We start from the raw sequence: 19,987 nt of genomic DNA, 5'->3' as shown, positions 1-19,987 counted from the left end.
GTCCCCCACTGTCGGGTTACCGACAAACAGGCTGGTCGCAAAGCCCACAACGTGTCGTCTGCCGCGGCGCGAACCCCATCGTTGTCGCGGTTTCCAGGCATCCCGGTCCTTGGCATGGCCCTTGCTATTAGGGTTTGCGAACGGTTTTGAGGGATTGCGCCATGGATCTTACGGTAGGCATCAATGACACCACCTTGCGCGACGGCGAACAGACCGCGGGCGTGGTCTTTAGCGCCGAGGAGAAGATCGCCATCGCCTGCGCCCTGGACCAGGCCGGCATCGCCGAGATGGAGGTCGGCATACCGATTCTCGGTCCCGAGGAGCGCGAGACGATCCGCGCGATCGGCGCGCTCGGCCTGCGCGCCCGGCCCATGGTCTGGGCGCGCATGTGTCCCGCCGACCTCGATGCCGCGAGCCTGTGCGGTAACGTCCTCGTCCATCTGTCCATTCCGGTATCGGACATTCATATTCAGCACAAACTGAAACGCAGCCACGCGTGGGTGCTAAAGACCGTGACGCGTTTCGTGGGGATGGCCGTGGATCGGGGGATGAGGGTGTCGGTCGGCGCCGAGGATGCCTCGCGCGCCGATCCGGACTTTTTGTGCCGCGTGGCGGAGGTGGCGCAGAAGGCCGGCGCCTGGCGCCTGCGATTTGCCGATACCCTGGGGGTGCTGGATCCGTTCACCACCCGCGAACGCATCGGTGCGCTCGTGCGCCATAGCGATCTGCCGATCGAGATGCATGCCCACGATGATCTGGGTCTTGCCACGGCCAATACCCTGGCGGCGGTGTTGGCCGGTGCGCGCTGCGTCAATACCACCGTCAATGGCCTGGGCGAGCGCGCCGGCAACGCCAGCCTGGAGGAGGTGGTGCTCGCGCTTCATGTGATCTATCGGCGCACGACCGGCATCGACATGACGCAGCTGCCGGCGATCTCGGGGCTCGTCGGCCAAGCCTCGGGTCGCCCGGCCCCTCCGCAGAAGAGCGTGGTGGGGGATGCGGTGTTTACCCACGAGGCCGGCATCCATGTCGACGGACTTCTGAAGGACGTGCGCACCTATCAGGGGTTCGACCCGGCGGAGGTCGGGCGATCGCATCGCATCGTGCTCGGGAAATATTCGGGTTCGCGGGCCGTGACCCATGTCTATGACAAGCTTGGCATCGCCTTGAGCCGTGAGCAGGCGCGCCGCATCGTGGCCCTGGTCCGGGCGCACGCGATTCGCACCAAGACCTCGCCGAGCGATCAGGATCTGCATGACTTTCTGGGCCAAACCCGGAGCCTCGGGCTGGCGGGGGCGACTTTATGAAGGATCGGTCTCAGGGATCTGAAAGCCAGTGGCTGTTTCGCGAGTTGGCCGCGCTGTCGGCCGCCGAGGAGTTTTTTGAATACTTCGCGGTACCCTATGACCGACACGTCGTGAACGTCAACCGCCTCCATATCTTAAAGCGCTTCCGTCAATATCTGGCGACCGCCCTCGATGACCCGCCCGCCGACCGCGAGGGCCTGCGCGCCCTGTGTGCATCGCTGCTCGCCAGATCCCATGCCGACTTCGCGCGCTCCAGCGCGCAGGCCGAGAAGGTGTTCCGGGTGTTTCAGGACCCGACGCCGCAGGTCGCGGTCACGGCCATTCAGCGCGTCTCTGCCACGCGTCCCAAGGGGGAGTGATATGCATATCCTGGTGTGCATCAAACAGGTGCCCGACAGCGCGCAGATCCGCGTGCATCCGGTCACCAACACGATCATGCGTCAAGGGGTCCCGGCGATCGTCAACCCCTACGATCTCTATGCCCTGGAGGAGGCGCTGCGCCTGAAGGATCGCTACCGCGCGCGTGTCACGGTGTTGTGCATGGGGCCGCCCCAGGCCGAGGCGGCGCTGCGCAAGGCGCTGGCGTTCGGCGCCGACGAGGCGATCCTGCTGACCGATCGCGCATTCGCCGGCGCCGATACGCTGGCTACGAGTTACGCCCTGTCGGCGGCCATACGCCAGGTCCATCAGGATCTGCCGATCGACCTCGTGTTTGCCGGCAAGCAGACCATAGACGGCGATACCGCGCAGGTCGGGCCGGGGATCGCCACCCGCCTCGACATGCAGTTGTTGACCTATGTGAGCAAGATCGTCTCCCTCGATCTGGCGGCCCGGGAGATCGTCGTGCACAGGCGGTCGGAGGGCCGGGGATCGCCACCCGCCTCGACATGCAGTTGTTGACCTATGTGAGCAAGATCGTCTCCCTCGATCTGGCGGCCCGGGAGATCGTCGTGCACAGGCGGTCGGAGGGTGGCGTGCAGGTCTTGAAGACCCGGTTGCCGGCACTCATCACGGTGCTGGAGGGCATCAACGAGATGCGTTTTGCCTCGCTCGCCGATATGTTTCGCGCGGAGCGTCACCGGCTCACGATCTGGAGCAAGGACGATGCCCATATCGAGGATGTCACCAAGATCGGGTTGAAAGGCTCGCCGACTGCGGTCTCCAAGGTGTTTGCGCCGACCCCCACCAATCGCCGCGCGGAGATCATCGAGACACAAAGCGGACAGCCGGTGGACCTGGCGGCGACCCTGGTCGCCAAGCTCCTGTCCCGGCATCCGGACGTGGCACTCGCCATCAACCCTTCCCTTGAGCCCGACGGGAGATCCTTATGACAGTCACACCAAAAGCCCCGACCCCGCGCCCCGCCGGGCGCCGTGTTCAGAAGCTTGACGAACGCCTCGCCGGCTACAAGGGCGTCTGGGTATTCGTCGAATATGAGCGCGGTCAGGTCCATCCGGTCTCCTGGGAGCTGCTCGGCGAGGGCCGCAAGCTCGCCGATGCCCTCAAGGTGGAGCTCGCCGCGGTGCTGCTCGGTCCGCCGGATGGCGCCGTGCGCGGGTTCTGCGATCAGGCAATCCACCATGGCGCGGACCTTTGTTATCTCGCCTGCCATCCGGCCCTGAAGGATTACCGCAACGCCCCCTATACCGCCGTCCTTACCGAGCTCGTCAATCGCTACTGTCCGGAGATCCTGTTGCTCGGCGCGACCACGCTCGGGCGTGATCTCGCCGGAGCCGTGGCCACGACCATGAAGACCGGACTCACGGCCGACTGCACGGGGCTTGCGATCGATCCCGAGAACCGCGGGCTCGCGGCCACCCGCCCGACGTTCGGCGGCAGCCTGTTGTGTACGATCGTGACACTGAATTACCGCCCGCAGATGGCAACCATACGCCCGCGCGTCATGGCCACGCCCTTGGCGGACACGGGGCGCACGGGACGCGTCATAGAGTATCCGGTGGCCTTGGCCGAAGAGTCGATCATCACCAAGGTCCTGGAGTTCATTCCCGATGCTCGGGTCGCCGAGGCCAACCTGCCGTTCGCCGACATCATCGTGAGCGGTGGGCGGGGAATGAAGCGCCAGGAGAACTTCCGCCTCATCCAGGACTTGGCGCGCGTGCTTGGCGCCGAGGTGGGCGCCAGCCGGCCGGTCATCCAGGCCGGCTGGGTCGGCGCCGATCGTCAGGTCGGGCAGTCGGGGAAGACCGTGCGCCCGCGGCTTTATATCGCGGCTGGCATCTCGGGGGCCGTGCAGCACCGGGTCGGCATGGATAAATCGGATGTGATCATCGCCATCAACGAGGACGCCAACGCCCCGATCTTCGATTTCGCGCACTACGGCATCGTCGGCAACGCCATGACCATCCTGCCGGCCCTGACCCAGGCGTTCACAGAGCATTTACAGGCCCGCAAGCAGGCCTGCTGACCGCAAAGGAGGGTTTATGTCCGAGCATTTTGATGCCATTGTCGTGGGTGCGGGGCCGGCTGGGAATGCCGCCGCCTATACCATGGCCAAGGCCGGCCTCAAGGTCTTGCAGATCGAGCGCGGCGAGTATTCGGGATCCAAGAATGTCCAGGGGGCGATCCTGTATTCCGATGCCCTGGAGCGGATCATCCCGGATTTCCGGGAGGATGCGCCACTCGAACGCCATGTCATAGAGCAGCGCGTCTGGGTTCTGGACGACGAGTCCTGTACCGGCGGCACCTACCGGTCGGAGGATTTCAGCAAGCCCCCCTATAATCGCTATACCATCATCCGCTCTCAATTCGACCGCTGGTTTTCGCAAAAGGTGCGGGAGGCCGGGGCGTTGGTCGTATGCGAGACCACCGTGCTCGACCTGCACATGGACGGACGCCGGGTGGTGGGGGTGCGCACCGATCGTGAGAACGGCTCCGTCTATGCCGATATCGTCGTCCTCGCCGATGGCGTGAACTCGCTGCTCGCGCGCAAGGCCGGGTTTCACGAGGAGTTGAAGCCCCGGGATGTGGCATTGGCCGTAAAGGAGATCCACTTTCTCCCGGAATCGACCATCGAGGAGCGGTTCAACATCAAAGGCACGGAGGGCGTGGTCATCGAGATGGCCGGCAAGATCACCCAGGGCATGGTGGGTACGGGCTTCTTGTATACGAACAAGGAGTCGGTGACCGTCGGCGTTGGTTGCCTGCTTTCGGACTTCAAGAAGAGCGGGGTCGCGCCTTATGCCCTGCTCGAGCAGATGAAGGCGCATCCCGCCATACGGCCGCTGCTCGCGGGTGGCGAGATGAAGGAATACACCGCGCACCTGATCCCCGAGGGCGGCTATAAGGCCATCCCCGCAGTCTACGGCGATGGATGGCTCATGGTCGGCGATGCCGGCATGTTCGTGAACGCCGTGCACCGCGAGGGATCAAACCTGGCCATGACCACCGGGCGGCTCGCGGCCGAGACGGTCATCGATCTGAAGGCCCAAGGCAAGCCCATGACCGCGCAAAACCTGGCGCGTTACCGCAAGATCCTGGACGAGAGTTTTGTCATGAAGGACCTCAAAAAATACAAGGATGTGCCTGATATCATGGACAGGAACCGCCAGTTCTTCACCGCCTACCCCAATCTCGTGAGCCAGGCGGCACATACCTTGTTGACCGTCGATGGCGTCGACAAAAAAACCAAGGAGCGTTCCATCCGCAAGAAATTCACCCGCGCGCGCACGACCCTCGGGTTGTTCGCCGACGCCTTCAGGCTGTGGAGGGCATTCGAATGATACGCATAGAAGAAAAGCTCTTCCAAAACCGCTATCGCGTGGATGCCGGACGATCGCATATCGAAATCGCCGACCCCGACGTCTGCGCCGTTCACTGCCAGGACAAGCCCTGCACCTTTTGCTGTCCGGCCGGCTGCTACGCCGAGGACAACGGCGGGCGTGTGACGCTGATCACCGATGGATGCCTGGAGTGCGGGACTTGCCGGGTGATCTGCGGTGAACACCGCAACGTCCGCTGGGAATACCCGCGCGGGGGTTATGGGATATTGTTCAAGTTCGGCTAACGATCCGGGGGCGCCGGCCGATGGCCGGTACGCGCACCGGTGCCCGGCGCCCCGTGGCGTGGCCCGCCGGCGACCGTCCGACCGCGGTCGCGGCGCGGATCCCCTGCGTCCCTCGAGGGCGAAAAGCCGCCCGCCATGCAATCAGTATATGGTAATACACTAACTGGCTTGTCCCAGGTCAAGGCCCGGTCGCGGCGCCGTGCCGGAAGATCACGGACCCGGTGGGGGCCGCCGGCACGACGCGCATGCCGCGGGAATGCCGGGATATCGTCCGCAACGAGGGCGGCTGCGGGCAGGTGGCGGGCCAGCGGGAGGTCTGCGTTGCGTGCCAGGGAGGGGGCGGAGTCATGGTGATGAAAGGGGGGTTATGGCGGAATACGAACAGACGCACGCGCCCTCCGGGGATAGGACCGCCGAGGCCGAGCGTCTGGCCATCCTGCAGGTTTTGATCGACGTCCTGGCCCTGCCGCTCGCCGCTGGCCCCCGGGCCGGGCCGCTATTGCGGCGTATCTGCACGGGTCTGGTCGCGGCCAGTCCCGCCATTACGTTCGCGTACTATGTTGTCCTCGATGAGCACGCCGATGAGTTGCGCCCCGAGTTCTCGGCGGGGGCCCGTGCCCCGGATCCGCGGATCACGCGCGGGCAGGCGGCCTTGTTGTGGGCCATCGCGCGCGCCCGGCGCGTGCGTTTGTATCACGCCGATGATCCCCGCGCGCCGGCGTGGCTGGTAGCCGGCCACGACGCAGTCGACTTCGTGTTGTTTCCGTTCGGCGCGGCCCCCGCGCAGGGGATCGGTGTCGTGGGCGCGCGCGAGCCGGGCTTCTTCGCGAGGGTCGGTCTCGAGTCGTTCTCGGCGTTCACGAATCTCGGCGACCTCACCCTCACCCTAAGGACGCTCGCCTTGCGCGATCCGCTCACAGGATTGCCGAATCGCGCGCTGTTTCTCGACCGCCTCATTCATGCCTGCGCCCACGCGCGCCGCATGGAGCGTCTCCTCGGGGTGGCATTGCTCGATCTCGACGGCTTCAAGCTCGTCAATGATCGGGACGGACATGCCGCGGGCGATGCCCTCTTGCGGCGGGTCGGCAGGGCCATACAGTCCTTTTTGCGTCCCGGCGACACACTGGCCCGGATCGGCGGCGACGAGTTCGCCCTCTTGTTCGTCGATATACCCTGCCTCAACGATCTCGAGGTCCTGTGCGAACGCCTGCTTAAGGTCCTGCGCGAGACCGGGCCTGTGCCATCGGCGGTGCCGGGCCTTGCCATCACGGGAAGCCTCGGCGTCACGGTGTTTCCGCTCGATGACAACGACGCCGATACCCTCATGCGTCACGCCGATCTCGCGCTCTACGCGGCCAAGGCCGGGGGCCGTGATCAATACCGAGTCCACAGTGTGGAATTCGAGGAGGCCGCCCATCAAGGTCTCAAGATGCGCGACATGGTGCGCTCGGCGCTGGGCGATAACCGCATGGTCCTGTATTACCAGCCGATCGTGCGCATCGATGGACCGATCGTGGGCGCCGAGGCCTTGCTGCGGCTTCGGCATGACGAGTACGGCCTTTTGGCGCCGGAGGCCTTCGCCGGTGTGCTCGATTCCGGCGCGCTGGCCTGCGCCCTCGGACGCCATGTCCTGGAGACCGCGGCCGCGCACGCCGAGCGTTGGATAATGGCCGGGGTGCGCACCCCCGAAGGTCTGCCGTTACGCATCTCGGTCAACGTGAGTGCCGCATACCTGCTCGATCCGGGCTTTCTCGGGGACGTGCGCGCGATGTTTGCGCGTCACCCCCGGCTCGTGGCCTCGGCGCTCGAGATCGAGATAACCGAGTCCGCGCCCCTGCGGGATCTCGGCTGCGTCCATCAGACCTTGCACGCCTGTCTGGCGCTCGGGCTGCGCGTGGCGCTCGATGACTTCGGGACCGGGTCGGCTTCGCTCACCTATCTGCAGAAGCTGCCCGCGCAAACCCTGAAGATCGATCGGAGCTTCGTCCGCGACATGGCCCATGACCCCAAGGACTACGCGATCGTCTCTGCGGTCGCGCACGCAGGCCATCTCCTGGGGCTCGAGGTCGTGGCCGAAGGGGCCGAGACCGATCGCCACCTGGAACTCCTTCGTGGTCTGGGCTGCCTGTGCGTGCAGGGCTATGCCATCGCCCGCCCCATGTCCGCGGACGATCTCCCGGGCTGGTGCCGGGCCTATGAGGAGCGGCGCGACGCGGCCCGCTGACGCGCGGCGCGGGCGCCCGTATGGGCAAAACCACCCGTTATCGGTCGCGGCTCAGGCGGAAAACGAGTTACCGCAGCCGCAGGTGGTGCGCGCGTTGGGGTTCTTCACGATAAAGCGCGCCCCCTTCAGGTCGTCCCGGTAGTCGATCTCGACGCCCGTGAGATACGGCAGGCTGAGCGGGTCTATGACCACCTGGACGCCATCCTTCTCGATGACCCGGTCCCCGGGCTCTGTGGCCCCCTCGAAGCAAAAGCCATATTGGAATCCGGCGCAACCGCCGCCGCCCACCCATATGCGCAGGTAAAGCGGGCTCTGACCTTCCTCACCCATGAGGGCGCGCATCTTTTCGAGCGCGCTCGCGCTTACCGTAATGGGATCCTCTATTCCGCCCACGGCCCCCGTCGCCTCGATGGGGGCCGCGATCTCTTTCAATGCCGTGCGAGTCATGTCACCTCCGTCCGATGATCGTAGGGCGCGGCGCAACCCACCGCCTTACCGCGCGCGCATGTTCCTTGCATTGCGCAAGGGCCGGGCACGCGACTTGATGAAAAGCAAGTCCCATGCCACGCGCATCGCCGCGCCCCGGCCGCACGCGCGAGCACCGTGAAATCGCCCCACGCCATCCCTTGCCGCGCGACGGGTGGCCGCCGCCGCGCGTGATCTCGTGTCGCATCAGCGACGAATCCCGGCGGTTTTGTCCGAATCTGTCGCTAACGCGACATACATGTCGCGTGGCGTCCCCGCATAGCGACGCATCGCCGCGCCCTTGGCCGCCACGATCGACGCTGGCACGGCGTTTGCTCGGAGAGGGGCGAACGCGCCGTGTCATGGACAGGGGGGCCGTTGCGATCCGGGTTTTCGTCCACCATCAGAGGAGCCTTTTCATGGAGTCAAAAGGGTATTGGGATGCACTGCCGCCGCAAGCCTCTTCGGACGCAACCGCCTCGCCCACTCTTGACCATAAGGGGTGTGGGGCCTCCGGCGGCGCCGGCAAGGCCAGCTGTGGATCGTCCATGGCGCCGGAGGACATGGCCCCGGGCGTCTGGGAGAAGGTCAAGAATCACCCCTGTTACAGCGAGGAGGCGCACCATCACTATGCGCGCATGCATGTGGCGGTGGCGCCCGCCTGCAATATCCAGTGCAACTATTGCAATCGCAAGTATGACTGCGCCAACGAATCGCGTCCGGGCGTGGTGAGCGAGCGCCTGACCCCAGAGCAGGCCGCGCGCAAGACCCTGGCCGTGGCGAGCGCCATACCGCAGATGACCGTCCTTGGCATCGCCGGCCCCGGCGATCCGCTGGCCAATCCCGAAAAGACCTTCAAGACCTTCGAACTCATTGCGCGCGAGGCCCCGGACATCAAGCTCTGTCTGTCGACAAACGGGCTCGCGCTCCCCGATTATATCGACCGGATCAAGGACCTGAACGTCGATCATGTGACCATCACCATCAACATGGTCGACCCGGACATCGGCGCCCGGATCTACCCCTGGATCTATTACCGGCATAAGCGCTATGTCGGACGCGAGGCCGCCCAGATCCTCCACGAGCGGCAGATGCAGGGCCTGGAGATGCTCACCGAGCGCGGCATCCTCTGCAAGGTCAATTCGGTCATGATTCCGGGGATCAACGATCAGCACCTGGTCTTGGTCAACAAGGCCGTGAAGTCGCGCGGCGCGTTCCTGCACAACATCATGCCGCTCATCTCCGCGCCCGAGCACGGGACGGTGTTCGGTCTTGCCGGGCAACGGGGCCCCACCGCCCAGGAACTGAAGGCCCTGCAGGACCGTTGCGAGGGCCAGATGAACATGATGCGTCACTGCCGGCAGTGCCGGGCGGATGCCGTGGGCCTGTTGGGCGAGGACCGGTCATCGGAGTTCACCACCGAAAAGGTCATGGAGATGGATCTCGCCTATGACGGCGCGGCGCGCCGCGCCTATCAAGAGGCGGTGGAGGACCAGAGGCACGAGAAGGTCGCCGCCAGGGAGGCGGAACTCGCGGGTGTCCGTGACCGGGGCGCCGATATCGCGATCCTGGTGGCGGTGGCCACGAAGGGCGAGGGACGTGTGAATGAACACTTCGGACATGCCAAGGAGTTCCAGGTCTACGAGGTGAGCGCCATGGGCGCCAAGTTCGTGGGCCACCGCCGCGTGGATCTGTACTGCCAGGGCGGCTACGGCGAGGAGGACACGCTGCCGACCATCATCCGCGCGCTGAACGACTGCACGGCGGTGCTTGTCGCCAAGATCGGCGGCTGCCCGCGCGCGACCTTGAAGGAGGCGGGAATAGAGCCGGTCGACTCGTGTGCGCATGAGTTCATAGACGCCGCGGCCATCGCCTACTACAAAGGCTACATAGACCGGATCGAGAAAGGCGAGATCACGCCCATCCTTAAGGGCGACGCGGCGATCCGCCAGGGCGCGTACGTCGCCGCCTGAACTCGCATGACGATATCCAAAGACACGAGGAGACAACGATGCCATACAAGATCATAAGCTCGCAGTGCACGGCCTGTTCGGCCTGCGAACCCGAATGCCCCAACAATGCCATCCGGGAAAAGGATGGCACGTACATCATAAAGCCCGAGAAGTGCACGGAGTGTGTCGGATATTTCGATGATCCGCAATGCGTGGCGGTGTGCCCGGTCGAGGACACTTGCGTGATCGACAAAAGCGTCCCGCGTTATCAGGCTTGAAGAGGCGAATAATCATGTGCATGACGATTACTCCATCCGCGCTCAAGTTCATGCGTCGCCTGCTGCGCATGAGCGGCAATCCCTCATCCGGGATCCGCTTGCTCGCCACCCCCGGTGGCTGTTCCGGGACGAGTGTCGAGTTCAGCGTCGAGGCCTCGGGATTCGAGGGTGATGTGACGGTCGAGCATGAGGGCCTCTCCATCCATATGCCACCCCCGACCCAGGAGCTGCTGGACCGCTGCACCCTGGATTTTTCGGACACACCCCATTCCTCGGGTTTCACGGTCCTCGATCCGAAGGGTGGCGGCTGCGGCTGTTCGACCGCTGGCGAGGGAGCGGCGGTCGTCGATATCAGTCGGCTAAGGCGCGGTTTCTGAAGAGGTCGTACGGATCCGTCGCGCAGGGACCCAAAGGAGACTCAAGGTGAAGATCAATCGGGACAGCGACACGGTGGAGTTGAACGGGCCACCACAATTCGAGTACGGGCAGAAGGTCCGCTCGCGTAAGACCGTGCGTAACGACGGCACCTTCCCTGGAAAGGACATAGGCGACATCCTCGTGAAGAAGGGTGATGAGGGTTATGTGACGAGCATCGGGACCTTTTTGCAGCAGTTCTATATCTACGGCGTGGATTTCGTGGCCAACGGCTATCGGGTGGGCATGAAGGCGCGGGAGCTCGAGGGCATGAGGCCCGTCGACGGCGCGGACGTGGGGTGTTGAGTCGCGCGCCCCGGTCGGTATTCCGGGGGCGGTGACGAGGGATTTTGGACGATGACCGAAAAAGCGGCGGCCGATATCTATCTCGACAATAACGCCACCGGGGCGGTGGCCCGTGAGTGCCTGGAGGCCATGCTCGCCTGCCTGCGGCCTGGTATCGGCAATCCGTCCAGCAGGCATGCCGCCGGCCTGCGTGCCAAGAGTTTTCTTCAGGAGGCGCGCGGCGAGATCGCGGCGCTCGTAGGCGCGCGGCCGCAGGAGATCGTGTTCACGAGCTCCGGCACCGAGGCCAACCATACGGCCATCCTCGGCGTCCTTGCCCGGTACCCGCACCGAAGACATATCGTCACGAGCACGGTCGAGCACCCCTCGACGCTGATGCTGCTGCGCCACCTGGAGGAAACGGGGATTCGCATCTCCCGTGTCCCGGTCGACACGGAAGGCAGGCTCGATCCCGAGGCGGTACGCGCCGCGCTCGCGCCCGATACCGCGCTCGTCACGCTCATGTGGGCCAACAACGAGACCGGCGTGTTGTTTCCGATCGCGGCCATCGCCGAGACGATCCGTGCGTCGGGTGTGCCATTCCATGTGGACGCGGTACAGGCGGCCGGCCGAGTCGCGATCGATGTGACACAAGTACCGGTCGACATGTTGTCCCTGTCCGGCCATAAACTGCACGGACCTCCCGGGGCCGGGGCGCTGTTCGTGCGCAAGGGGTTCAGAATTGCGCCGCTTCTGTGGGGACACCAGGAGCGGCGGATGCGCGGCGGGACCGAAAACCTGCCGGCCATCGTGGGTTTCGGGAGCGCCTGTGCGCTGGCCCGCGAGGATCTGGAGGTGCAGGCCCGGCGTGTGCGTGGGCTGCGCGACGACCTTGAGCGGGGCATCATCGCGTGCTTCCCCGCGGCCAGGATCCATGGGGCCGGGGCGCCGCGCTTGCCCAATACCAGCAATGTCGGTTTCGGGACGTTGGATGGCGAACAAATCATGGACGCCCTCGATCGTCATGGCGTGGCCGTCTCCCTGGGGGCGGCGTGCGCGGCCGGCGGGCGCGAGCCGTCGCACGTCTTGACCGCCATGGGGCTCGAGCGGCGCGCGGCCCTGGGGGCGATCCGCTTTTCGTTTGGGCGTTATAACACAGGGGCTTGCGTCGAGCGGGTCTTGACCCTGCTCCCCGGCATCCTGGGCGAGGTAGCCGCGCGCGCGGCGTAGAGAGGCACGAGGATGCAAGGAGACACGAAATGAAGGTCATGATTCGCAAAAACCGCGACGGGGTGCTGTCCGCCTATGTTGCCAAGAAGGATCTCGAGGAGCCGATCGTGGCCATGGAGCTGGCGGCCATGTGGGGTGGCCGCGTCACGCTTGCCAACGGCTGGCAGCTGGAACTGCCGGCGCTGGCGGCGGAGACCGCGCTGCCGATCACAGTCGAGGCCCGGCGCATCGGAGAGGCATAAAACCGTGAACGAATCCGATTGGGCCCGCCTGCAGGTCCTCCTCGACGCCGAGGACGGACCATCGCTGCCGGCGCTGCGACGCGACTTCCCGGGGCTTGCCTTCGTGCGCTGCGACGCCTTGGACATGGCGGGCAGCCGGCCCTTCCGGGTCACGCCCACGACCGACGTCTACCTCATGGATGGACGCGACCACTGCGTGTCCCTGACGCCCGACCTGGGGGCGGCCACGGGGGTCCTGATCGCCGCGCGTGAGCGCTCATGAGCGATTTCAAGATCCGCGCCGAGGTCTGGGATGTCACGCCCGCCGATCGCGAGCGCCTGCACGCCGTGGCGCGCCAAGGCCCGGCCCTTCAAGAAGCGGCGATCGCGGCCCTCGAGACCCACGTCGCGGCCGCCCTCGGGAGGCGCCATGCGCTGGCATTCGCCAATGCCGCCTGCGGGCTTCAGGGCATTCTCAAGGCCTACGGCATCGGGCCGGGCGATGAGATCATCGTCCCGGCCTATTCATGGCACGAGATCGCGCGCGTGATCTGGCAGGTCGGCGCCTCACCCGTGTTCGCCGATATCGACTACTGGTCCGGCACCCTCAATCCGGAAAAGGCCGCCGCCAGAATTGGACCGGCGACGCGGGCGATCCTGGCTGCCAACACCAACGGTCATCCCGCGGATTGGGAGGCATTACGCGCCGTGGCCGGGCGCCATGGCCTTCTGCTCATCGAGGATTCGACGGAGGCGCTGGGCTCAGCTTACGATGGCACGCCCGTAGGCCGTTTCGGCGACGCGAGCCTTTTCGATTTCCGCGCCCGCGGGCCGGTGGCGTGCGGTGCCGGGGGCCTGGTCTTGACCGACGACACACGGCTGGTGGAGTCGCTGCGCCAGGGCCCGGCCGGCGGTCCCCACGCCCCCATGAGCGCCCTCACGGCGGCCTTGCTGCATGCGCAATGGGGGCGTCTGGAGGCCATGCTCGCCGCGCGCACCCGCGTCACGGCGCTTTATGCCCGCTATATCCGTTCCTTCGAGGGCATCAAGGATCCGTACACCGGACCGCGCGTCACGGCCCACCATCCGTTTACGTTTCTCGTCCATCTGGGCGCCCGTTTCAGTCGGCAGGCACGCGACGCCATCGTCTGCGATCTGCGCGCGGATGGCATCGAGGCGCGTCCCTACGCAACCCCGCTCTATCGGGATATTCACTGCCGGCAGAAGGGTTTTTCGGGGGCCGGGTGCGGGATCACCGACAAGATCGCGGATCGCGGCATCGTGCTTCCATTCCATGCCGAGCTTGCCGAGGAGGACATAGCGCTCATCGTCGAGACCTTGAAGGATGCCTCCATCAATGTCGGTGCGGGATCGGCGATTTATCTTTGAGAGGGGCCGCGCGCCTGTCGCGCGCCGTTACTAATGAAAAGGAGTCCGCAACCATGATCATTCCCGGCGATCTGTACGAGGCCCTGGCCGTGGGCCGGCTCATTCCCTACATAGGTCCGGGGGTGCTCGCGCTCGATCCCGCCTGCCCGCTCCCGGCGACCCCCGAGGCGCTGGTCTCGCGGCTCGTGGCGCGCGCCGCGGTCCCGCACAAGATTCGCGCCAATCTCACCGCCGCCGCCCAGTTCATCGAGAACTTCAAACATCGCAAGACCGTGAACACCCTGATGCGCGATGCGTTCGCCGGGCACGCCGCGCCCAACGCCCTGCACGGCTGGCTCGCGGCATCCGGGTTTCCGCTCATAGTGCACGCCTGGTACGACGACCTCGTCCGCGCCGGCTTGGCGGCGCGGGGGGACGATTGGGGCCTGGTGCAGGCGGTCAGCCAGGCCGAGCATTACGGCACGTGGGTTCATTATTTCCGGCATGATGGCACGCGCGTGGACCGCGCCGACGGTGCCTCGTGGGCGACACTCGTCTACGAGCCGTTCGGCGCCCTCAATCCTTCGTGCAATTTCCTGGTATCGGACTCGGACTTCGTCGAGGTCCTGACCGAGATCGACATCCAGACGCCGATTCCCCGGGAGTTGCAGACGCTGCGCCAGGATCGTGGCTTTTTGTTTCTCGGCTGCCGCTTCACGACCCAGCTCGAGCGGGCCTTCGCGCGCCAGATCATGAAGCGCTCGCGCGGGCCGCACTGGGCGGTATTGCCGGGCACCTTGACGCGCAACGAGTCCCGCTTCCTGACCGAGCAGTCGATAACGCCAGTTATCGTGGATCTCGCCGCCTTCGCGCACGCGCTTGCGGATTTGAAGCCCGCGCTCCAGGCATCCGCGGCCTCGTGACCAGGGAGGCTCGGCGCGTCCGGCCTAGCCTGCCTCCACGCCTATGGCAAGCACCGCGCGCAGGCCCAAGGCCAGGCGCACCTTGCGGCGCACGGTCTCCACGGTGAGCGGTTGGGACAGGAGGCCATGAGTGCCCGCCGCTTGCCACCCCCCGGGTTCCGCGCCGGCGGCGGCGTCGACCACCACCAGTATGCGCGTCCCGGGGCTCGCCTTGCGGATACCATCCATGACGCCCGCTTCGGTCGCGCCCAACTCGCCCGCGCCGATGATCAAAAGGTCCGGCCGGCGTTCGCGCAGGCGCGCGAGCGCCTGGTCGATCGTTGACCATTCATGGGTCTCGTACTCGTCTTGCAGGATGAGTTGCAAGGCGGCGCGGCTGATCTCGCAGCCGTGAATCACGAATACACAGCGGTTCGTCACGGCCTCGTCACTCGTTACGCCAATTTGCATGTCGCGGTCCCAGGGGATGCCATGGCAAGTACCGCAGCAATTTTCATTCCCGCGCGCGATCGGCCGCCGCCCTTCGCATGCCCCGCAGAATCCTCACGACGGACGCCATCGGTCATGCGCCCTTTGGGTCGCGTTTCTGTTGGCTTTGAGACAACTCCCACATTCGCGCGCAGGGTTTGTCGCAAGCGCGACACGCGTTGCGCCCAAAACGGCCGTTTCCCGTGACTTCGCCGCTGGCACGGCATTTGCTCTGACTCGCCCGTACGGCACGTCGTCTTCGGATGCCAGGAGTTAAGGCCCGGATGCGGCCGCTTTCATGAAGTTCGTTGGGTGCCGCGAGGTATGCGGCCCCTTGAAACGGATTGGGAAACCAACGCCACGAAGAATGTTACTACATAAGGAGATCGGAAATGACGGGATTACGACAAATCGCTTTCTATGGCAAGGGTGGCATCGGCAAGTCGACGACCTCCCAGAACACCTTGGCGGCGCTCGCCGAGATGGGCCAGAAGATCCTCATCGTCGGGTGCGATCCTAAGGCCGATTCGACGCGTCTCATTTTGCACGCCAAGGCCCAGGACACGATCCTGAGCCTTGCGGCCTCCGCCGGCAGCGTCGAGGACCTGGAGCTGGAGGACGTCATGAAGATCGGCTACCGGGACATCCGTTGCGTGGAGTCCGGTGGCCCGGAGCCGGGCGTCGGCTGCGCCGGCCGGGGTGTCATAACTTCCATCAATTTCCTCGAGGAGGAGGGCGCCTATGACGGTGCCGACTATGTCTCCTACGATGTGTTGGGTGATGTCGTGTGCGGCGGCTTTGCCATGCCGATCCGCGAGAACAAGGCCCAGGAGATCTATATCGTGATGTCCGGCGAGATGATGGCCATGTATGCCGCCAACAACATCTCGAAGGGCATTCTGAAGTATGCCAATTCAGGCGGCGTGCGCCTGGGCGGCCTCGTCTGCAATGAGCGCCAGACCGACAAGGAGTATGAGCTCGCCGAGTCGTTGGCAAAGAAGCTGAACAGCAGGCTGATTCATTTCGTGCCGCGCGACAACGTCGTGCAGCATGCCGAGCTGCGGCGCATGACGGTCCTGGAGTACGCGCCTGATTCCAAGCAGGCCGATGAGTATCGGACCTTGGCCGCCAAGATCCACGAAAACGTGGGCAAGGGCACCATCCCCACGCCGATCACCATGGACGAGCTCGAGGATCTGCTCATGGAGCACGGCATCATGAAGGCGGTGGACGAGTCCATCGTGGGCAAGTCGGCCGCCGAGTGCGCGGTGGCCTGAGGGCGTTGACGCCGGCCGGGGTTCCGCCCCGGCCGCACTGACAGGAGTTCGCTATGGATCTGACACCAGACGAAGTAAGGGCCCGCAATTCCGAGGTCATCTCGGAGGCGCTTTCGGTTTATCCGGAGAAAACCGCCAAGAAGCGTGCCAAGCACTTGAATGTCTATGAGGGCGACAAGCCCGACTGCGGCGTGAAATCCAACATCAAGTCGGTGCCGGGCGTCATGACGATCCGCGGCTGCGCGTACGCGGGCTCCAAGGGCGTCGTGTGGGGGCCCATCAAGGACATGGTCCACATATCCCACGGCCCGGTCGGGTGCGGTCAATACTCCTGGGCGGCGCGGCGCAACTATTACATCGGCGTCACCGGCGTAGATACCTTCGTGACCATGCAGTTTACGTCCGACTTCCAGGAAAAGGACATCGTCTTCGGCGGCGACAAGAAGCTCGACAAGATCCTAGACGAGATCCAGACCCTGTTCCCGCTGAACCACGGCATCACCATTCAATCCGAGTGCCCCATAGGGCTTATCGGCGACGACATCGAGGCGGTCGCCAAGAAGAAGTCCAAGGAGTACGACGGCAAGACCATAGTGCCGGTGCGCTGCGAGGGCTTCCGCGGGGTGTCGCAATCCCTGGGTCATCACATCGCCAACGACGCGGTCCGGGACTGGGTCTTCGAGAAGGGCGCGGACAAGGTAGTACCCTTCGAGGGCACACCCTATGACGTGGCCATCATCGGTGATTACAACATCGGGGGCGATGCCTGGTCGTCGCGCATCCTGCTGGAGGAGATGGGGCTTCGCGTGATCGCCCAGTGGTCTGGAGACGGGAGCCTGGCCGAACTCGAGAATACCCCCAAGGCCAAGCTCAACATCCTGCATTGCTATCGTTCCATGAATTACATCTCCCGCTACATGGAGGAAAAGTTCGGCATCCCGTGGGTGGAGTACAACTTCTTTGGCCCATCGAAGGTGGCCGAGTCGCTGCGCGCCATAGCCAGCCACTTCGACGACCGCATCAAGGAAGGGGCGGAGCGCGTCATCGCCAAGTACCAGCCGCTCATGGACGCGGTCATCGCCAAATACAAACCGCGCCTCGAAGGCAAGAAGGTCATGCTCTATGTCGGTGGGTTGAGGCCGCGCCATGTCATAGGTGCCTACGAGGATCTCGGCATGGAGGTCATCGGAACGGGCTACGAGTTCGGGCACAACGACGACTATCAGCGCACCACCCATTACGTGAAGGACGGCACGCTGATCTACGACGATGTGACCGGCTACGAGTTCGAGAAGTTCGTCGATCGCCTGCAGCCGGATCTCGTGGGCTCTGGGATCAAGGAGAAGTATGTCTTCCAGAAGATGGGCGTGCCCTTCCGCCAGATGCACTCCTGGGATTACTCGGGCCCCTACCATGGTTACGACGGTTTCGCGATCTTCGCCCGCGACATGGACATGGCGATCAACAACCCGGTGTGGGGTCTCACCAAGGCCCCCTGGAATGCGGGGCAATAGCCCGGTCATAGACGCCCTCATCGAGTGAATGGAGAGTTTGTATGAGCCAGAATGCGGAAAAAGTCCTCGACCATTTCACGCTGTTCCGGTCCCCGGAATACGTGGACATGTTCGAAAACAAAAAGGCCTTCGAGAACGCCGTCCCGGTGGCCGAACTTCAAAAGGCCGTCGACTGGACCAAGACCCGGGAATACCGCGAGCTGAATTTCGCGCGCGAGGCCCTGGTCGTGAACCCCGCCAAGGCCTGCCAGCCCCTGGGGGCGGTGTTCGCGGCGGTGGGCTTCGAGGGGACCTTGCCGTTCGTGCACGGGTCGCAGGGCTGCGTCGCTTATTACCGCAGCCACTTCAGCCGGCATTTCAAGGAGCCCACATCGTGCGTATCGTCATCGATGACCGAGGACGCCGCGGTGTTCGGGGGTCTGAACAACATGATCGACGGGCTGGCGAACGCCTATAACCTCTATAAGCCGAAGATGATCGCGGTCTCGACGACGTGCATGGCCGAGGTGATAGGCGACGACCTGAACGCGTTCATAAAGACCGCCAAGGAGAAGGGCTCCGTGCCGCAGGCCTTCGATGTCCCGTTCACGCACACGCCGGCGTTCGTGGGTAGCCATATCACGGGTTACGACAATACCATGAAGAGCATCCTCGAGCATTTCTGGGATGGCAAGGCCGGGACCGAGGCCCCGCTTACGCGCGCGCCGCGCGACAGCATCAACTTCATCGGAGGCTTCGATGGTTATGCCATCGGCAACCTGCGCGAGGTGAAGCGCCTCTTGGGTCTCATGGGCATCGACTATACGATCCTCGGGGACAACAGTGACGTATGGGATACCCCGACCGACGGCCAGTTCCGCATGTATGACGGCGGCACGACGCTCGCCGACGCCGCGGCCGCCGTGCATGCCAAGGCCACGGTCTCCATGCAGGAGTTCTGTACGCCGAAGACGCTCGCCTATATCGCGAAGAAGGGCCAGGAGGTCGTGGCCTTCAATCACCCCATGGGGGTGGCCGGGACCGATCGCTTCCTTATGGAGGTGGCGCGGCTTTCGGGGCGGGCGATCCCCGAGGAGATCGCCCGCGAACGGGGGCGGCTCGTCGACGCCATTGCCGATTCCTCGGCGCATATCCATGGCAAGCGCTTTGCGCTCTACGGGGACCCGGATCTCACCCTCGGGCTTGCGGCCTTTCTGCTGGAGCTCGGCGCCGAGCCCGTGCACATCCTGGCCACCAATGGCACGCCGGAGTGGGGCGCGCGCGTGCAGGCGTTGTTGGATTCCTCGCCGTTTGGCAAGGGCTGCCACGCCTACCCGGGGCGCGATCTCTGGCATATGCGTTCACTCTTGTTCACCGAGCCCGTCGATTTCCTGATCGGCAACACCTACGGGAAGTTTCTTGAGCGCGACACGAAGACGCCCTTGATCCGCATAGGCTTCCCGATCTTTGACCGGCATCACCACCATCGCTATCCGCTGTGGGGTTACCAAGGCGCCATGAACACGCTCGTGAAGATCCTCGACAAGATCTTCGATGTGACCGATGCCGACACGAACATACCGGGCAAGACCGACTACAGCTTCGACATCATCCGGTAGGGGTATCGCCCGCTGGTCCATGGAGGGCGGGCGGGTTTTCCAGGGCATGCCAGGGACGGCCGCGGGTCAGAGGTGACGTATGGGCAGCGTGACATTCATTGCTCCCCCGTTCGACGTCGAGCGCGTGATCCATGTCGAATCGCGGCGCTATGTGACGCTCCTGAGCCTTGCCCGCGAGGTCCCGTGGCCGGTGCACAAGACCTGCGGTCAGGGATTATGCGGGGCATGCGCGGTCAAGGTCGTGTTCCGCGACCGCGAGCGCGCCACGGCGCGGGTGACCTTGAGTCCGGACGAAAAGACGCTTCTCTATCGGGCCGGAAAGCTCACCGACGCCGAATATCGCGCCGCGGACATCCCGGCCCATCCGGCGCTCTGGCGCCTGGCCTGTCAATACGTGGTGGAAGACGAGGATATTCTGGTCTTTGCCTGAATGCCCGCG

22 protein-coding genes and 1 pseudogene are annotated in these 19,987 nt (G+C 64.6%); 21 read left to right on the top strand and 2 right to left on the bottom strand.

The genetic code is table 11. The features are described from left to right. The first annotated feature begins 161 nt into the window (after positions 1–161). The 8 genes and pseudogenes from nifV to C4901_RS14875 all read left to right on the top strand — a co-directional run bounded on the left by nifV (position 162) and on the right by C4901_RS14875 (position 7,555). Entirely contained in the window at positions 162–1,307 is a 1,146-nt protein-coding gene (nifV, locus tag C4901_RS14910; RefSeq protein ID WP_110138005.1) for a homocitrate synthase, read from the top strand. Then, positions 1,304–1,666: a nitrogenase-stabilizing/protective protein NifW gene (nifW, locus tag C4901_RS14905; RefSeq protein ID WP_110138004.1), complete on the top strand. Its 363-nt coding sequence runs from the start codon at positions 1,304–1,306 to the stop codon at positions 1,664–1,666. The genes nifV and nifW overlap by 4 nt, the downstream gene beginning before the upstream one ends. 1 nt (position 1,667) lies before the next feature. After that, positions 1,668–2,158, top strand: a pseudogene (locus C4901_RS14900) (nitrogen fixation protein FixA); the annotation flags it as partial. Positions 2,159–2,194: 36 nt separating this feature from the next. Continuing rightward, on the top strand, positions 2,195–2,638 hold the full coding sequence (locus C4901_RS14895; RefSeq protein ID WP_110138003.1) for a hypothetical protein: 444 nt from the start codon (positions 2,195–2,197) through the stop codon (positions 2,636–2,638). Continuing rightward, positions 2,635–3,732 carry an electron transfer flavoprotein subunit alpha/FixB family protein gene (locus C4901_RS14890; RefSeq protein WP_110138002.1) on the top strand — a complete coding sequence of 366 codons (1,098 nt, stop codon included), beginning with the start codon at positions 2,635–2,637 and terminating at the stop codon, positions 3,730–3,732. Before C4901_RS14895 ends, C4901_RS14890 begins: the two co-directional genes overlap by 4 nt. A 16-nt stretch (positions 3,733–3,748) precedes the next feature. Then, positions 3,749–5,047, top strand: coding sequence for an FAD-dependent monooxygenase (locus C4901_RS14885; RefSeq protein WP_110138001.1), 1,299 nt, complete (start codon positions 3,749–3,751; stop codon positions 5,045–5,047). After that, the gene (locus tag C4901_RS14880) at positions 5,044–5,331 is read left to right on the top strand and encodes a ferredoxin family protein (protein ID WP_110138000.1); all 288 of its coding nucleotides are present in this window, start codon (positions 5,044–5,046) and stop codon (positions 5,329–5,331) included. The genes C4901_RS14885 and C4901_RS14880 overlap by 4 nt, the downstream gene beginning before the upstream one ends. Before the next feature lie 367 nt (positions 5,332–5,698). Further along, positions 5,699–7,555: a bifunctional diguanylate cyclase/phosphodiesterase gene (locus tag C4901_RS14875; protein ID WP_168185757.1), complete on the top strand. Its 1,857-nt coding sequence runs from the start codon at positions 5,699–5,701 to the stop codon at positions 7,553–7,555. Positions 7,556–7,606: 51 nt separating this feature from the next. Here the strand turns inward: C4901_RS14875 and erpA are convergent, their stop codons facing one another. After that, positions 7,607–8,002, bottom strand: coding sequence for an iron-sulfur cluster insertion protein ErpA (erpA, locus tag C4901_RS14870; protein ID WP_110137998.1), 396 nt, complete (start codon positions 8,000–8,002; stop codon positions 7,607–7,609). Between the two features lie 437 nt (positions 8,003–8,439). Here erpA and nifB point away from each other — a divergent pair, with 437 nt between their 5' ends. The 9 genes from nifB to C4901_RS14820 are packed head-to-tail and all read left to right on the top strand — an operon-like array spanning position 8,440 to position 14,691. Continuing rightward, the gene (gene nifB / locus C4901_RS14860) at positions 8,440–9,993 is read left to right on the top strand and encodes a nitrogenase cofactor biosynthesis protein NifB (protein WP_110137996.1); all 1,554 of its coding nucleotides are present in this window, start codon (positions 8,440–8,442) and stop codon (positions 9,991–9,993) included. Positions 9,994–10,007: 14 nt separating this feature from the next. Next, a complete protein-coding gene (locus C4901_RS14855) occupies positions 10,008–10,250 on the top strand; it encodes a 4Fe-4S dicluster domain-containing protein (protein WP_240611882.1) in 243 nt (80 codons plus the stop codon). 20 nt (positions 10,251–10,270) lie between these two features. Continuing rightward, complete coding sequence (locus C4901_RS14850) at positions 10,271–10,627, top strand: iron-sulfur cluster assembly accessory protein (RefSeq protein ID WP_168185756.1); 357 nt, start codon at positions 10,271–10,273, stop codon at positions 10,625–10,627. 46 nt (positions 10,628–10,673) lie between these two features. Then, a complete protein-coding gene (locus tag C4901_RS14845; RefSeq protein WP_110137993.1) occupies positions 10,674–10,970 on the top strand; it encodes a nitrogen fixation protein NifZ in 297 nt (98 codons plus the stop codon). Between the two features lie 51 nt (positions 10,971–11,021). Beyond that, the gene (locus C4901_RS14840; RefSeq protein WP_110137992.1) at positions 11,022–12,179 is read left to right on the top strand and encodes a cysteine desulfurase family protein; all 1,158 of its coding nucleotides are present in this window, start codon (positions 11,022–11,024) and stop codon (positions 12,177–12,179) included. A gap of 29 nt (positions 12,180–12,208) precedes the next feature. Then, positions 12,209–12,421, top strand: a complete 213-nt coding sequence (gene nifT / locus C4901_RS14835) for a putative nitrogen fixation protein NifT (protein ID WP_110137991.1) — start codon at positions 12,209–12,211, stop codon at positions 12,419–12,421. A 4-nt stretch (positions 12,422–12,425) separates the two neighbouring features. Continuing rightward, positions 12,426–12,683 carry a hypothetical protein gene (locus tag C4901_RS14830; RefSeq protein WP_110137990.1) on the top strand — a complete coding sequence of 86 codons (258 nt, stop codon included), beginning with the start codon at positions 12,426–12,428 and terminating at the stop codon, positions 12,681–12,683. After that, positions 12,680–13,789 (top strand): DegT/DnrJ/EryC1/StrS aminotransferase family protein, encoded by a 1,110-nt coding sequence (locus C4901_RS14825; RefSeq protein WP_110137989.1) that lies wholly within the window; start codon positions 12,680–12,682, stop codon positions 13,787–13,789. The genes C4901_RS14830 and C4901_RS14825 overlap by 4 nt, the downstream gene beginning before the upstream one ends. A 53-nt stretch (positions 13,790–13,842) precedes the next feature. Next, positions 13,843–14,691: an SIR2 family protein gene (locus C4901_RS14820; protein WP_110137988.1), complete on the top strand. Its 849-nt coding sequence runs from the start codon at positions 13,843–13,845 to the stop codon at positions 14,689–14,691. A gap of 24 nt (positions 14,692–14,715) precedes the next feature. Here C4901_RS14820 and C4901_RS14815 read toward each other — a convergent pair whose 3' ends face one another. Continuing rightward, the gene (locus C4901_RS14815; RefSeq protein WP_145960750.1) at positions 14,716–15,141 is read right to left on the bottom strand and encodes a hypothetical protein; all 426 of its coding nucleotides are present in this window, start codon (positions 15,139–15,141) and stop codon (positions 14,716–14,718) included. A 410-nt stretch (positions 15,142–15,551) separates the two neighbouring features. On the opposite strand from C4901_RS14815, the gene nifH reads away from it, so the two are divergent. The 4 genes from nifH to C4901_RS14795 all read left to right on the top strand — a co-directional run bounded on the left by nifH (position 15,552) and on the right by C4901_RS14795 (position 19,978). Then, on the top strand, positions 15,552–16,436 hold the full coding sequence (nifH, locus tag C4901_RS14810; protein ID WP_110137986.1) for a nitrogenase iron protein: 885 nt from the start codon (positions 15,552–15,554) through the stop codon (positions 16,434–16,436). A 53-nt stretch (positions 16,437–16,489) separates the two neighbouring features. Then, positions 16,490–17,950: a nitrogenase molybdenum-iron protein alpha chain gene (nifD, locus tag C4901_RS14805; protein ID WP_110137985.1), complete on the top strand. Its 1,461-nt coding sequence runs from the start codon at positions 16,490–16,492 to the stop codon at positions 17,948–17,950. 41 nt (positions 17,951–17,991) lie between these two features. Continuing rightward, positions 17,992–19,548: a nitrogenase molybdenum-iron protein subunit beta gene (nifK, locus tag C4901_RS14800; RefSeq protein WP_110137984.1), complete on the top strand. Its 1,557-nt coding sequence runs from the start codon at positions 17,992–17,994 to the stop codon at positions 19,546–19,548. A gap of 79 nt (positions 19,549–19,627) precedes the next feature. After that, positions 19,628–19,978 carry a 2Fe-2S iron-sulfur cluster-binding protein gene (locus C4901_RS14795; protein WP_110137983.1) on the top strand — a complete coding sequence of 117 codons (351 nt, stop codon included), beginning with the start codon at positions 19,628–19,630 and terminating at the stop codon, positions 19,976–19,978. The last annotated feature ends 9 nt before the right edge of the window (positions 19,979–19,987 follow it).

This window comes from Acidiferrobacter sp. SPIII_3, assembly GCF_003184265.1.
Lineage (GTDB): Bacteria > Pseudomonadota > Gammaproteobacteria > Acidiferrobacterales > Acidiferrobacteraceae > Acidiferrobacter.
This window is presented reverse-complemented; position numbering and strand designations above follow the sequence as displayed.

Coding starts and splice junctions, on each gene's coding strand:
- erpA (WP_110137998.1), bottom strand. CDS start 8,002: ATGACTCGCACGGCATTGAAAGAGATCGCGGCCCCCATCGAGGCGACG.
- C4901_RS14795 (WP_110137983.1), top strand. CDS start 19,628: ATGGGCAGCGTGACATTCATTGCTCCCCCGTTCGACGTCGAGCGCGTG.
- C4901_RS14890 (WP_110138002.1), top strand. CDS start 2,635: ATGACAGTCACACCAAAAGCCCCGACCCCGCGCCCCGCCGGGCGCCGT.
- C4901_RS14885 (WP_110138001.1), top strand. CDS start 3,749: ATGTCCGAGCATTTTGATGCCATTGTCGTGGGTGCGGGGCCGGCTGGG.
- nifH (WP_110137986.1), top strand. CDS start 15,552: ATGACGGGATTACGACAAATCGCTTTCTATGGCAAGGGTGGCATCGGC.
- nifB (WP_110137996.1), top strand. CDS start 8,440: ATGGAGTCAAAAGGGTATTGGGATGCACTGCCGCCGCAAGCCTCTTCG.
- C4901_RS14895 (WP_110138003.1), top strand. CDS start 2,195: ATGCAGTTGTTGACCTATGTGAGCAAGATCGTCTCCCTCGATCTGGCG.
- C4901_RS14815 (WP_145960750.1), bottom strand. CDS start 15,141: ATGCAAATTGGCGTAACGAGTGACGAGGCCGTGACGAACCGCTGTGTA.
- C4901_RS14840 (WP_110137992.1), top strand. CDS start 11,022: ATGACCGAAAAAGCGGCGGCCGATATCTATCTCGACAATAACGCCACC.
- nifD (WP_110137985.1), top strand. CDS start 16,490: ATGGATCTGACACCAGACGAAGTAAGGGCCCGCAATTCCGAGGTCATC.
- nifT (WP_110137991.1), top strand. CDS start 12,209: ATGAAGGTCATGATTCGCAAAAACCGCGACGGGGTGCTGTCCGCCTAT.
- nifW (WP_110138004.1), top strand. CDS start 1,304: ATGAAGGATCGGTCTCAGGGATCTGAAAGCCAGTGGCTGTTTCGCGAG.
- C4901_RS14825 (WP_110137989.1), top strand. CDS start 12,680: ATGAGCGATTTCAAGATCCGCGCCGAGGTCTGGGATGTCACGCCCGCC.
- nifK (WP_110137984.1), top strand. CDS start 17,992: ATGAGCCAGAATGCGGAAAAAGTCCTCGACCATTTCACGCTGTTCCGG.
- C4901_RS14880 (WP_110138000.1), top strand. CDS start 5,044: ATGATACGCATAGAAGAAAAGCTCTTCCAAAACCGCTATCGCGTGGAT.
- nifV (WP_110138005.1), top strand. CDS start 162: ATGGATCTTACGGTAGGCATCAATGACACCACCTTGCGCGACGGCGAA.
- C4901_RS14850 (WP_168185756.1), top strand. CDS start 10,271: ATGACGATTACTCCATCCGCGCTCAAGTTCATGCGTCGCCTGCTGCGC.
- C4901_RS14875 (WP_168185757.1), top strand. CDS start 5,699: ATGGCGGAATACGAACAGACGCACGCGCCCTCCGGGGATAGGACCGCC.
- C4901_RS14820 (WP_110137988.1), top strand. CDS start 13,843: ATGATCATTCCCGGCGATCTGTACGAGGCCCTGGCCGTGGGCCGGCTC.